Genomic DNA, 12,409 nt, shown 5'->3' with positions numbered 1-12,409 from the left:
TCCACGTGATGCACGTTACGCGGAGGTGAGCATGGGCAACGTGGGCCTTCTCTACGTCGGCGCCGCCTTGATGATCAACGGCCTGATGTTGCTCGGCCGGATACCGCCGCGCTCGGCGGCGGTGCTGAACCTGTTCGTCGGCGCACTCCAGTGCGTCACCCCGACCGTGCTGATCCTGCAGGCGGACGGGAACCAGGACGCGATCCTCGCCGCATCCGGCCTGTACCTGTTCGGTTTCACCTACCTGTACGTCGGCATCGCGAACCTCGCCGGCCTGGCACCCGAAGGCCTCGGCTGGTTCTCGCTCTTCGTGGCGGGCGCCGCCGTGGTGTACGCGGGAATCGCGTTCTGGCACGACAACGACCCGGTGTTCGGCGTCATCTGGCTGTCCTGGGCGCTGTTGTGGACGTTGTTCTTCCTCGTGCTCGGTCTCGGCAAGGAGCGGCTGACGCGGTTCACCGGCTGGACCGTCCTGTTGCTCAGCCAGCCGACCTGCACGGTGCCCGCCTTCCTCGGCCTGACCGGCGCCTACCGCAGTGACGCCGGGACGGCGTTGCCGGCGGCCGCGATCGCGGTGGCGCTGGTCGCCGCCGCCGGTTCCCTCGACGTCCTGAAAAACCGTTCCGAGAAAAGGAGTCTTCATGCGACACGGTGACATTTCCGCCAGCCCGGACACGGTCGGCGTCGCGGTGGTCAACTACAAGATGCCGCGGCTGCACACCAAGGCCGAAGTCCTCGACAACGCCCGCAAGATCGCCGAAATGGTGGTGGGCATGAAGTCCGGGCTGCCCGGCATGGACCTGGTGATCTTCCCGGAGTACTCGACGCAGGGCATCATGTACGACCCCAAGGAAATGTACGAGACCGCGGCGAGCATCCCCGGCGAGGAAACCGAGATCTTCGCCGCCGCGTGCCGGGAAGCGCAGACCTGGGGCGTTTTCTCCATCACCGGCGAGCGCCACGAAGACCACCCGAACAAGCCGCCGTACAACACCCTCGTGCTCATCAACGATCAGGGCGAGATCGTCCAGAAGTACCGCAAGATCCTGCCGTGGTGCCCGATCGAAGGCTGGTACCCCGGCGAGGAGACCTACGTCAGCGACGGCCCCAAGGGCATGAAGATCTCGCTGATCATCTGCGACGACGGGAACTACCCGGAGATCTGGCGTGACTGCGCGATGAAGGGCGCCGAACTGATCGTGCGCTGCCAGGGTTACATGTACCCGGCCAAGGAACAGCAGGTGCTGATGGCCAAGGCGATGGCGTGGGCCAACAACTGTTACGTGGCCGTGGCGAACGCCGCCGGTTTCGACGGCGTCTACTCGTACTTCGGCCACTCCGCGATCATCGGCTTCGACGGCCGCACGCTCGGCGAGACCGGCGAAGAGGAATACGGGATCCAGTACGCGCAGCTTTCGGTGTCGGCGATCCGCGACGCGCGGACCTACGACCAGTCGCAGAACCACATCTTCAAGCTGCTGCACCGCGGTTACACCGGCGTGCAGGACGCGGACGAGGGCGACAAGGGTGTCGCGGACTGCCCGTTCGACTTCTACAAGCTCTGGGTCACCGACGCCAAGAAGGCGCAGGAGAAGGTGGAGTCGATCACCCGCGACACCATCACTCCTCCGACCCCATGATGAGGACGGTGAGCCGGACACCGCGTGAGGTGTGGACGAAGCTCAGCACCAGCGGGACGAGCACCATCGCGAAATAGGTCCACAAAGGCCAGTGGTACAGATGGGTCAGGTGCCAGGTTTCCTTGAGGGCGATGAAAAAGGCACCCGCGCACACGATGAACCAGCCTTTGGCCTTGTTGGCGAAAGTGGCCATGGTGCGCCGCTGACCTGCCGTGAGCGTCTGCAGGAACTCGCGCTGAACCTTCTTCCGGCGGCGCCGTTCCTTGATGACGGCCACCGGCGGCACCAGCCACCACCAGCGCGACGTGGGGGTGCCGCCGGTAGGACGGCGAGTCTGGACCGAACGCAGGTCTTCGAACCGCTCGCTCTCCTCGCGCAGTTCCAGCGCGCCCTGGTACATGGGCCCGGCGACGAGGAGCCAGCCGCCGAGGAAGGCGGACCAGGCGACGACGTACTCGATGTGGATCACCCCTCCCGGACCACCGACGTCCGTGATCCCGCGGTGCTCAGCCTATCCGCCCTAGACTCGGGACGATGGACAGGATCGACAGCGGCAGCAGGGTGATCGCCGCACCGCCCGCGGCCGTCTACAAAGCCCTCCTCGACCGGGAATCCCTCGAAGCCTGGTTGCCGCCCGAAGGCATGCGCGGCCGCGTCGAACACTGGGATCCGCGGCCCGGTGGCGGCTTCCGGATGACCCTCACCTACCTCGACGCGTCCGCCGCGCCCGGCAAATCGTCGGACGCGACGGACGTCGTCGAAGTCGGGTTCGCCGACCTGGTGCCGCCGGAACGCGTGGTGCAAACGGCCGTCTTCGAGTCCGAAGACCCGTCGTTCGCGGGCACCATGACGATGACCTGGCAGCTCGCCACCGCGGGTGACGGCACCGAAGTGACCGTCACCGCGACGGACGTGCCGACCGGCATCGGCCAGGCGGATCACGAGGCCGGAATCGCCTCCTCCTTGGCGAATCTGGCTTCCTTCACCGAAACGCGCTGACGGCCGGACGCGATGACGATCGCGGCGAGGACGGCCATCACCAGCGGCACGACCAGCGCCGCCCGGAAGCCGCCCAGCGCGGCCCGCGGCGAACCGTCACCGAGCGCGGCGACGTTGACGGCGGTCACCGCGGACAGCCCGAGCGCCGCACCGAACTGGAAGGCCGTGTACAGCAGGCCACCCGCCAGCCCCTGCTCGTCTTCGGCGATCCCGTCGGTGGCGACGATCGTCAGCGGGCCGTAGGCGAGGGCGAACCCGAGGCCCAGGATGATCATCGACGGGAACATCGCCGCGTATGTCCAGTCCAGGTCCAGCGGCAGGAAGAGCGCGTACGCCACGGCGGCGAGCACGAAGCCGCCGAAGATCAGCCGCGTGTTGCCGAACTTCGCCACGAGCCGCGGGGTCAGCGTCGGCGCGAGGATCGCGTCGATCCCGACGGCCAGCAACGCCAGGCTCGTCTCCACCGTCGACCAGCCCCGGAGCTCCTGCAGGTACAGCGTGACGAGGAACTGGAACCCGAAGAACGAACCCGCGAAGAGCAATGCGCTGACGTTCGCCCGCACCAGCGGACCCGACCGCAGGATGCCCAGCCGGACCAGCGGCGCGGACGACCGGCGTTCGATGGCCACGAAGGCCGCCAGGGCCGCCACTCCCCCGGCGAAGGACGCGACAGTCCAGCCCCAGCCCTGCCCGGGGTGTTCCAGCCGGACCACCGCGTAGGCGATCAGCAGCATCGCCGCGGTCACGGTGACCGCTCCGGCGAAGTCCGCGCGCCGCCGGACACGTTCCTGATTCGCGGGTTCCTTGATGAGCCAGAGCGCGGCGAGCAGGATGACGGCGGACAGGAACACCGGCGTGAAGAACACCCAGCGCCAGTCGACCCTGGTCAGCAGCCCGCCGATGACCAGGCCGAGCGAAAATCCGCCCGCCCCGGTGCCGGCGTAGAACAACAGGGCTTTGTTGCGTTTCGGGCCCTCCTCGAAGCTCGTGGTGATGATCGACAGACCGGCCGGGGTCATGAAGGCCGCGGCGACGCCGGTGACGAACCGGGCGAGCAGCAGCATCCAGCCCTCGGTGGCGAACCCGCCCAGCCCGGAGAAGACGAGGAACACCACCAGCCAGGTGACGAACATGCGGCGGCGGCCGTACATGTCCGCGGCGCGCCCGCCCAGCAGCATGAACCCGCCGTAACCGAGGACGTAGGCACTCACCACGCCGCTCAGCGTCGCGGTCGAAAGGCCGAGCTCGGCCCGGATGGACGGCAACGCGACGTTCAACATCGCGACGTCGATGCCCTCCAGGAAGATGGCGCCGCACAGCACCAGGAGCACACCCCAGGCACGTCCGCTCATCCGGTCCGCGGCACGTGTTGTAGTCAAGATCAGTTCTCCCTCAGTGGACAAGGGACCGACGGTTACTCGTCTGCCGGTCGGTTCCCTCTTGTAACCAAGGAGATCTTCCGACACTATCGGTGACCATGGAAGAAGGCACTTTGAACTCACCCAGTCGTTGTGAACTCACCGAGGAGGACTACGAGGCCTTCCAGTGGGACACCCGGGAGGACTGCGAGGTCCGCCAGATCCTGGACCGGGTGGCGGACAAGTGGTCGCTGCTGGTGATCGCGCTCCTCGACCGGAACACCCTCCGGTTCACCGAGCTGAAGTACAAGATCGACGGCATCAGCCAGCGCATGCTCACCACCACGCTGCGTCACCTCGAACGCGACGGGCTCGTGACCCGGACCGTCTATCCGGTCGTGCCGCCCCGTGTGGACTACGCGCTGACCCCGCTGGGCATCACGCTGCACCAGACCATCCAGTCACTGGTCAGCTGGACCGAGGAGCACCAGAGCGAGATCGCCGTCGCCCGCGACCAGTACGACAAACGCGTCACCGCCTAGGGAGTCGCATGGCCAGACTGTCCGGAGGGGATCCGTCACTGTTGCGGCGACTGAACGCCGCCGCCGTCCTGCGAGCGCTGTACGCGGCAGAAGAACTCACCCTCTCGGAACTGGTCAAAGCGAGCGAGGTCTCCCGGCCGACAGTCGAGGAGATCGCCGCCGACCTGGGCGGACAGGGTCTGGTCGAGGAGGTCCCGCTCTCCCCCGGCGCGCCGCGCCCGGTGGGCAGGCCCGCGAAGCGCTACCGCTTCCGCCCCGAGTCCGGACACGTCGCCGGGCTTGAAATCAGCCCGCATCAGACGTTGTGCCTGGTCGCCGACCTGCGGGGCGAGGTCGTCGGACGGGCGAAGGCCGGGCTCACCCCGGAAATGGACGCGGCCGACCGGCTCGGCACCGCGCGCCGGGTACTCGGCACCGCTGTCGAAGGCCACGCGAACGTGCGGGTGCTCGGCATCGGCACCACCGGTGTGGTGTCCGGTGGCAAGGTCGTCCGCAACGATCGCCTTCCCGGCTGGACCGGCCTCGACCTGCCCGCGGAGTTCGGCGGCGGCTGCCCGGTGCTCGCGGGGAACGACACCAAGCTCGCGACGCTGGCCGAACACTGGCGCGGGATCGCGCACGGTGTCGACGACGTCGTCTACGTGCAGGCCGGGCGGACCGTTTCGCTGGGCTTGCTGCTCGGCGGGAAGCTGCACGCCGGCCACCACGGCGCGGCGGGCGAGATCGGCGCCCTGCGGCAGGTCGGCTGGTACACGGCGCTCGACAGGTTCCTCGCGTTCGGCGACGGCTCCGGATCCGTCAAAGCCACCAGACGGGTCTTCGAGGCCCTGCGCGGCGGCGATCCGGAGGCCGAGGCGATCGTGGCCGCCTTCGTGACGGATCTGTGCGTCGGCGTCGCCGCGACCGTGCTCGCCGTCGACCCGCGACTGGTCGTCATCGGCGGCGGGCTCGCGCAGGCCGGGGACCTGCTGACGACGCCGCTGCGCGCCGAACTCGCCCGGCTGTGCCTGTTCCCGGTGCGCGTCGAGACGTCGACACTCGGCGACGACGCGGTGGCGCTCGGCGCTGTCCGGCTGGCGCTGAGCCGCGTGGAGCGCGAACTGTTCAGCGTCGCGGACGTCGCCTGAGCAGGCCGATCACCACGATCAGCACGGCCACCGCGCCACTGGTGAACAGCTGCGCCCGCGCGTCGGCGTCCGTCCACATGAGAACGAGGACGCCCGCCATCGCGATCAGGGCGACCCAGCTGAGCCAAGGGAAGCCCCACATCCGCACCGGCAGATCGGCGGCCGTGCCGTCGGCTTCCGCCCTTTTCCTCAGCCGCAACTGGGAGAGCGCGACGAAGATCCAGACCAGCAGGATGTTCGCCCCGATGGCGTTGAGCAGGAACGGCAGCACGTGTTCGGGGGCGAGGAAGTTCAGCAGCACGGCCACGAAACCGAAGGCGACCGACGACAGCACCGCCGTCCGGGGGACACCCGTTCCGGACAGTTTCAGCATCGCGCGCGGCGCTTCACCGCGCTCGGCCAAGGAGTACACCATCCGCGAAGCGCCGTAGAGGTTCGCGTTCAGCGCCGAGAGCAGCGAGGTCAGCACGACGAAGCTCATCAGCAGCGCCGCCGACGGCACCCCGATCTGCTCCAGGATGGTGACGAACGGGCTGGTGTTGGCCGAAGCGGACTCCCACGGCAGCAACAGCACCATCAGCGCCACGGAGCCGATGTAGAACAGCAGCAGCCGCACGATGACCGTGCGCGTGGTGCGGCGGATCGAACCCGCCGGGTCTTCGGACTCCGCCGCGGCGATGGTGACCAGCTCCATGCCACCGAAGGAGAACGCGACCGCGAGCAGACCGGTCAGCACTCCTTGGAGACCGTTGGGCAGGAACCCGCCGTGCCCGGTGAGATTGTCCAGCCCGACCGGCGTCGTCCCCGGCAGGATCCCGAACACGGCCAGCGTGCCGAGCACGAGGAACCCGACCACGGCGGTCACCTTGATCGCGCCGAACCAGAACTCGAACTCCCCGAACGAGCGCACGGCGAACAGATTCACCACGGTCAGCACCGCCATGAACAGCAGCACCCAGGTCCACTGTGGAATCGTGGGCAGCAGCCCGCTCGCGATCCCCGCCGCCGCGGTCGCCTCGGCGGCCACCACGACCACCAGCAGCGACCAGTACAGCCAGCCGACGGTGAACCCGGCCCAGCGCCCGAGCGCCTTCTCCGCGTACACCGAGAACGATCCGCTGCTCGGCTCGGCCGCCGCCATCTCGCCCAGCATGCGCATGACCAGCACCATGAGCAGGCCCGCGACCACATAGGACAGCAGGATGCCGGGGCCGCCGGTCTTGATCCCCGCGCCGGTGCCGACGAACAGCCCGGCGCCGATCGCGCCGCTGATGGCCAGCATGGTGACGTGCCGCCGCCGGAAACCGGTGCCGAGCGACCGGGTCTCGGTCGCGGTCACGGGTTCGGCGGGACCTGGTGCGGGCATGGTGGATCCATTCGTCTGCGGCGGTACGCGGTGCTCAACCGCGGGACAACTCTTCCAGCCGTTCGTGGAGCCGGTCGACGTGGTCCTCGCTTTCGGGCTTCATCAGCACGCTACGCAGGATCCTCGCGCCGTCCGCATCCGCGTCGACACCGGTGTGACGCAGGCCGAACTGTGGCCCGCTCACCCGGAGCGTGCTGAGGAACACCGGATCCTTCGCCGCGGCCATGCCGACGCGCATGATCCGCGCGCTCGTCTCGTCGATCTTCGACAGCGAAAGCGGTTCCGTGCGGGGGAAGTAGGTGACGATGTCGAGTTCCGGTGACTGGTACAGGTCGAACCGCTCGGAGTCCTCCAGCAACTTCGCCCACCGCAACGCCGCGCGCCGCCCGGCCGCGAGCACCCGGCCCAGCCCGTCGGGAGTGGGCGGCAGCACCTGGAAGGTGAGCCACAACGCGGCGGCGGCCGCGCCCGCCCGGGAGCATTCGAGACTGATCTCGCCGAGGTGCAGATCTTCCGAGGTGAAGTAGGTGTACGGCGAATCGTGCAGGTAGAACCGGCCCGCCCCGGGATCCTTGAACAGCACCGCGCCGCAGCCGTAGGGCTGGAGGCCGTGCTTGTGCGGGTCGATGACGATCGAATCGGCCTCGGCGATGGCGAGCCACGGCGCCTCGGGCAGCCCTTCCGGACCGTCCAAACCGGACAGAAGCCGGAAGAAACCACCGTAGGCGGCGTCGACGTGCACCCGGACGCCGTAGCGTTCACGCAGCGCCATGGCCTCGTGGACCGGTTCGACCGTGCCGAGCGCGGTCGTACCCGCGGTGAGCACCACGGTGCCGATCTTCCCGGTGCGCAGCAGCTCTTCGAGCGCGTCGAGGTCCATCGCGCCGCGGGCGTCGACAGGCACCGTATGCCCCTCGACGCCGAGCACCCCGCACATCCGGCCATGCGTGTAGTGCGCCTCGGCGCTGTACGCGATCCCCTTGCCCGGATGCGTTTCCCGCGCGACGAACAGCGCCTCGAGGTTCGCCACCGTGCCACTGGTGGTCAGATGCCCCAGATGCTCCGTGTAGCCGAACATCGTGGCCAGCTGCCGGACCACCTCGCGTTCCATCTCGGCCGTCGCGGGCCCGCCGTCGAGCGCGTGGTTGTTGGGGTTGACCAGCATCGCGGTCAGATAGCCGACCACCGCGGCCGGATGCGGCGGTTTGAGCATCTGGCCCGCGTAGGACGGGTGGAAGAACGGGTAATTGTCCTTCAGCCGCTCGGTGAGCTCCTCGAACGCGGTCTCGAACCGGCCGTCGGGGATCTCCAACGACGGATGCGGCCGCACGGGGGTGAACGTCTCCGCCCACGCCTCGTTCGACGTCAACGCCTGACCGAGCCAGTACCGGAAGTCCATCAAGCGCGCCCTTCGATCGTTCGGCTCCAAAAAACGTAGGAGTCGCCGGAGGTCTCGCGCAACCGTCTTCGGTAGGGGTCAGCTCTCCCGGGCTATAGCCGCCTGGCGCCGCTCCTCGCCCTTCTCCTCCAGTTGCTTGACGATCTCCCGCAGCGAAACGGCCAGATCGGTGCACTCCGCCGGGCTGAGCCTGTCGGTGACGAACGCTTCTTCCTGGTTGAACTCCGGGAAGAGCTCCCGCATCAGCCGCTCCCCCTCCGGGGTCAGCGCGAGCAGCACGAGCCGCCCGTCGACGGGGTGTTTGCGCCGGGTGACCAGGCCGTGGGCCTCCAAGGTCTTCATCACCCCGGTCAGCGTCCCCTTGGTGATCCCGGACTCCGCGGCGACGTGCCTGGTCTCCTTCTCACCGAAGATCCACACCACCCAGAGCACCACGAACGCGGTCCAGGTGAGGCCGGCGGTGCGCAGGACCGAGTTCTCGAAGTGCAGCCGTACCGCCGTGGCGGCGCGGTGGAGGTTGGCCACCGCCTCCATCCGCTCCCAGAGCAGCGGGATCCCGCCCAGTTTGGCCCGCACGGCGTTCTCGGTCTCGGCCAGCGTGTGATACCCGGTCAACAGCCACATCCTCACCGGCCCCGCGGCGCCAGTACGGTGGGCGCGCACCCCCGCGCGCCCGATCCGCCGATCGTATGCGGAACGGGTGGGAGTCCACAGTGGTCTTTCGGGGCGACTGTCCTGTTTCGGACAAATTCGCGCCTCACCGAGTGGGAACGGCGGCGCGGTGCTCGGCGATGTCGCCGAACAGATCGCCCATCTCCTCGACGCGCTCGATCACCTGCCCGGCGGTGAACAGCAGGTCGGCGGCCTTACGGCAGGCCTCGACCTCCTCCCAGGTCACCGGGGTGGACACGGTCGGGACGGCGCGGCCGCGCAGGGAGTAGGGCGCGATGGTGGTCTTGGCGGTGTTGTTCTGGCTCCAGTCGATGAACACGCGGCCGCGGCGGATCGCCTTCGTCATCCGGGCGACCACGGTTTCCGGTGACCGGCGCGCGAGTTCCTCCGCGACCGCCTTGGCGTACTCGGAGGTGCGTTCGTCTGATCGGGTGCGCACCGGGCAGTACAGCTGCATTCCCTTGTTGCCACTGGTCTTCGCGTATACCGTCAGGCCGTCTCCGGTGAGCAGGTCGCCGAGCGTCTCGGCGACCCGGCAGCACTCGACGACGTCCGCGGGCGGGCCGGGGTCGAGGTCGAACACCAGCAGATCGGGCGACTTCCGCGCGCCACGCGGTCCAACTGTCCATTGTGGAACGTGCAGTTCCAGCGCGGCGAGATTGGCCGCCCACATCAGCGTGGGGAGATCGCCGACCACCGGGTAGTCGAGCGTCTCCTCCCCGCCCCGGCGGCCCCGGTTCGTGAGCCGCGCGGTGCGCACCCAGTCGGGCGCGTGCCGGGAAACGTTCTTCTCGTAGAACGGTTCGCCGTCGACGCCGTCCGGGAACCGGCGGAACGTGGCGGCGCGGTCGCGCAGATGAGGGAGCATGGCAGGGGCGACCCGGCGGTAGTAGTCGAGGACCTCGCGTTTGGTGAAACCGTGCGCCGGGTAGAGCACCTTGTCCAGATTGGACAGCCCCAGCCGCCGTCCCTCGACCTCGACCGTTATCCGCTCTTCAGGCACCCTTCGACGATAGATCACCGGCGGGGTTTCCGGGGTACCGTGAGCCATGAGCACCGTGCCGGACGCGATCGCCCCGATGCTGGCGACCGACGGTGACCTACCCACCGGCGGGTGGGGGTACGAATACAAATGGGACGGCTACCGCTGCTGCCTGCGAGTCGCGCGCGACGGCGAGACGCGCCTGACCAGCCGGCGCGGCCTCGACATCACGGCGACGTACCCGGACGTGACCGCCGAAGCGCTCAGCGGCCGCGAAGCCGTCCTCGACGGCGAGATCGTCGTCCTCGACGACCAGGGGCGGCCGAGCTTCCCGCTGCTGCAGACCCGGCACCTGCGCACGCCCGACGCGTCGCTGCTGGAGCGCAGCCCGGTGCACTTCTTCGCCTTCGACGTGCTGCTTCTCGACGGCGACCTCCTGCTGGACGAGCCTTACTCCGCCCGTCGTGAGCTGCTGACCTCCCTGGAGGCCGGCGGCCGCATCGTCATCCCGCCGGGTTACACCGACGACGACATCTCGCCCGATCAGCTGCTCGAAGTGGTCCGGCAGCACGGTCTCGAAGGGCTGATCGCGAAGAAGCTCGACAGCCGGTACCACCCCGGCAAACGGACACGGCAGTGGATCAAACGGGCGCTGTGGCACACCCAGGAAGTCGTGATCGGCGGCTGGCGGCCCGGCGAGGGACGGCGCTCGGGGACACTCGGCGCGCTGCTGCTCGGCGCGCACGACGAGGCCGGTGACCTACGGTACGTCGGCGATGTCGGGACCGGGTTCAGCGACAAGGTCCTCGACGACCTGCACGCCCGGCTCACCCCGCTGGAACGGAAGACACCGCCCTTCGCTTCGGAGGTCCCGCGTGATCGGGCGCGGCGGGTGCGGTGGGTGACGCCGGATCTCGTCGGGGAGGTCGTGCACCGCAACTGGACCCCGGACGGCCGGTTGCGGCACACGACTTGGCGGGGACTGCGCGCGGACAAGACCCCCGAGGACGTCGTGCTGCCGTGACAGCGGCGCACGTCTGCCTGACTCGGGGTCCCGCGGCGTGTCAGCGCCGTGGCAGCCCGGTGTCAGGACGGTCGGCGATGGTTGCTTCAACAACACGAGATCACCACCGCCGAGGGAGTTCCCACCATGTCTGTTTTCACCACGACTTCGCCGATCACCACCACCCTGACCACCGCGGGTGCCTGGGTCCGCGTCGCCGCGAGCGACCGTTCGGACACGGTGGTCCTGGTCGAGCCGATCGACAGCACGAGCAAGTCGGACGTGAAGGTCGCCGAGAACACGAAGGTCGATTTCGCCGGCGGAGAGCTCTCGATCGAGACGAAGAAGGCGGGCGGCAAGAACGGTTCGGTCGCGATCACGATCGAGGTGCCCACCGGTTCCAAGCTGGTCCTGAACACGGCCTGGTCGGATGTGCTCGCCGAAGGCCAGTTCGGCGACTGCGAGCTGGAGGTGTCGTCCGGCCGGATCAAGGTCGACCGGGTCGCGGCGGTGCGGGGCAACCTGGCGGCGGGCGAGGTCACGATCGGGCATGTCGCCGGGACCGTGACCGTCGAAGGCGGCACGGCGGGCATGCGGATCGGCGAGGCCGAAGGCTCGGTCAAGTACGTGGGCGCGACCGGGAAGATCTGGATCGGGCACGCCCGGTCCGGCGTCGACCTCGCCGGTTCGAGCGGGAGCTTCGACATCGACCGCGCCGACGGCGACGTCATCGCGAAGGCGGCCAACTGCCCGATCCGCGTCGGACGACTGTCGCACGGTGCGGCCGAACTGGTGAACGCGTCCGGAGGCATCGAGGTCGGCATCGGCGGAGACAGCGCCTCGGTGGACGCCGAGAGCAAGAAGGGTTCGGTGCGCAACTCCTTCGCTGCGGGCGGGGTTGCTGACGGTGCTGCGGGCGGGGTCAAGGTTTACGCGCGCACTCGGCTCGACGACATCGTCATCCACCGCGCGGCCGCTTGAAGTTCCTGCTGTCTGAAGTTCCTGCCGCTTGAGGTTCAAACGGAAAGACCGCGGTGACGCCCTTTGCGGGTGTCACCGCGGTCTTTCCGTTTGAACCTCGCATTTCGTCTACTAATTGCCACTACCTAACGGCGTCATACTTGTGGGTGTTACATAAACGTGTGATAGAACATTTGTTCGACTGCGGGTAATGTTGATCTCGTGGCCATCGACAGCACATCCCCGACGACACCCACCGAGTGGTGGCGTGTCGATACGGCGATGTTGCATGCCCGCAAGCAAGAGTTGGAAGTCCTCAAGCGTCAGTTGGATGCCGAGCAGAACGCGATCCTCGCCGAAA

Annotated in this window: 13 protein-coding genes and 1 pseudogene; 8 read left to right on the top strand and 6 right to left on the bottom strand. The window is 68.3% G+C overall.

All coding sequences use genetic code 11. The features are described 5' to 3' along the window. Window positions 1-31: 31 nt before the first annotated feature. Together ACFOSH_RS00180 and ACFOSH_RS00175 are read left to right on the top strand one after the other, a co-directional pair. Window positions 32-655, top strand: a complete 624-nt coding sequence (locus ACFOSH_RS00180; protein ID WP_378236499.1) for an AmiS/UreI family transporter — start codon at window positions 32-34, stop codon at window positions 653-655. Further along, window positions 642-1,640 (top strand): aliphatic amidase, encoded by a 999-nt coding sequence (locus ACFOSH_RS00175; protein WP_378236498.1) that lies wholly within the window; start codon window positions 642-644, stop codon window positions 1,638-1,640. The genes ACFOSH_RS00180 and ACFOSH_RS00175 overlap by 14 nt, the downstream gene beginning before the upstream one ends. On the opposite strand, the gene ACFOSH_RS00170 is transcribed toward ACFOSH_RS00175, so the two are convergent. Next, window positions 1,621-2,109, bottom strand: a complete 489-nt coding sequence (locus tag ACFOSH_RS00170) for a hypothetical protein (RefSeq protein WP_378236497.1) — start codon at window positions 2,107-2,109, stop codon at window positions 1,621-1,623. The two genes, ACFOSH_RS00175 and ACFOSH_RS00170, sit on opposite strands and share 20 nt — an antisense overlap. A gap of 65 nt (window positions 2,110-2,174) precedes the next feature. On the opposite strand from ACFOSH_RS00170, the gene ACFOSH_RS00165 reads away from it, so the two are divergent. Then, window positions 2,175-2,639: an SRPBCC family protein gene (locus ACFOSH_RS00165; protein WP_378236496.1), complete on the top strand. Its 465-nt coding sequence runs from the start codon at window positions 2,175-2,177 to the stop codon at window positions 2,637-2,639. Here ACFOSH_RS00165 and ACFOSH_RS00160 read toward each other — a convergent pair. Then, the gene (locus ACFOSH_RS00160; protein ID WP_378236613.1) at window positions 2,579-3,991 is read right to left on the bottom strand and encodes an MFS transporter; all 1,413 of its coding nucleotides are present in this window, start codon (window positions 3,989-3,991) and stop codon (window positions 2,579-2,581) included. The genes ACFOSH_RS00165 and ACFOSH_RS00160 overlap by 61 nt on opposite strands. A 125-nt stretch (window positions 3,992-4,116) precedes the next feature. Between ACFOSH_RS00160 and ACFOSH_RS00155 the strand changes: the two genes are divergently transcribed. Next, a complete protein-coding gene (locus tag ACFOSH_RS00155) occupies window positions 4,117-4,539 on the top strand; it encodes a winged helix-turn-helix transcriptional regulator (RefSeq protein ID WP_378236495.1) in 423 nt (140 codons plus the stop codon). 8 nt (window positions 4,540-4,547) lie between these two features. Further along, window positions 4,548-5,666, top strand: a complete 1,119-nt coding sequence (locus ACFOSH_RS00150; protein WP_378236494.1) for an ROK family transcriptional regulator — start codon at window positions 4,548-4,550, stop codon at window positions 5,664-5,666. Here ACFOSH_RS00150 and ACFOSH_RS00145 read toward each other — a convergent pair. From ACFOSH_RS00145 to ligD (ACFOSH_RS00130), 4 genes are all read right to left on the bottom strand, one after another. After that, a complete protein-coding gene (locus tag ACFOSH_RS00145; protein WP_378236493.1) occupies window positions 5,644-7,032 on the bottom strand; it encodes an amino acid permease in 1,389 nt (462 codons plus the stop codon). The genes ACFOSH_RS00150 and ACFOSH_RS00145 overlap by 23 nt on opposite strands. 34 nt (window positions 7,033-7,066) lie before the next feature. Then, window positions 7,067-8,431 (bottom strand): pyridoxal phosphate-dependent decarboxylase family protein, encoded by a 1,365-nt coding sequence (locus ACFOSH_RS00140; protein ID WP_378236492.1) that lies wholly within the window; start codon window positions 8,429-8,431, stop codon window positions 7,067-7,069. Window positions 8,432-8,509: 78 nt separating this feature from the next. After that, window positions 8,510-9,055 (bottom strand): MarR family winged helix-turn-helix transcriptional regulator, encoded by a 546-nt coding sequence (locus ACFOSH_RS00135; RefSeq protein WP_378236491.1) that lies wholly within the window; start codon window positions 9,053-9,055, stop codon window positions 8,510-8,512. A gap of 133 nt (window positions 9,056-9,188) precedes the next feature. After that, window positions 9,189-10,106 carry a non-homologous end-joining DNA ligase gene (ligD, locus tag ACFOSH_RS00130; RefSeq protein ID WP_378236490.1) on the bottom strand — a complete coding sequence of 306 codons (918 nt, stop codon included), beginning with the start codon at window positions 10,104-10,106 and terminating at the stop codon, window positions 9,189-9,191. A 46-nt stretch (window positions 10,107-10,152) separates the two neighbouring features. Here ligD (ACFOSH_RS00130) and ligD (ACFOSH_RS00125) point away from each other — a divergent pair, with 46 nt between their 5' ends. From ligD (ACFOSH_RS00125) to ACFOSH_RS00115, 3 genes and pseudogenes are all read left to right on the top strand, one after another. Then, window positions 10,153-11,109, top strand: a complete 957-nt coding sequence (gene ligD / locus ACFOSH_RS00125) for a non-homologous end-joining DNA ligase (protein ID WP_378236489.1) — start codon at window positions 10,153-10,155, stop codon at window positions 11,107-11,109. Between the two features lie 126 nt (window positions 11,110-11,235). After that, on the top strand, window positions 11,236-12,069 hold the full coding sequence (locus ACFOSH_RS00120; RefSeq protein WP_378236488.1) for a hypothetical protein: 834 nt from the start codon (window positions 11,236-11,238) through the stop codon (window positions 12,067-12,069). Between the two features lie 201 nt (window positions 12,070-12,270). Next, window positions 12,271-12,409, top strand: a pseudogene (locus ACFOSH_RS00115) (HNH endonuclease signature motif containing protein); the annotation flags it as partial.

The sequence above is a fragment of the Amycolatopsis speibonae genome (assembly GCF_042647925.1).
Classification (GTDB): Bacteria; Actinomycetota; Actinomycetes; order Mycobacteriales; family Pseudonocardiaceae; genus Amycolatopsis; species Amycolatopsis speibonae.
The sequence above is the reverse complement of the archived record's forward strand: the minus strand, read 5'-3'. Positions and strand labels throughout refer to the sequence as shown.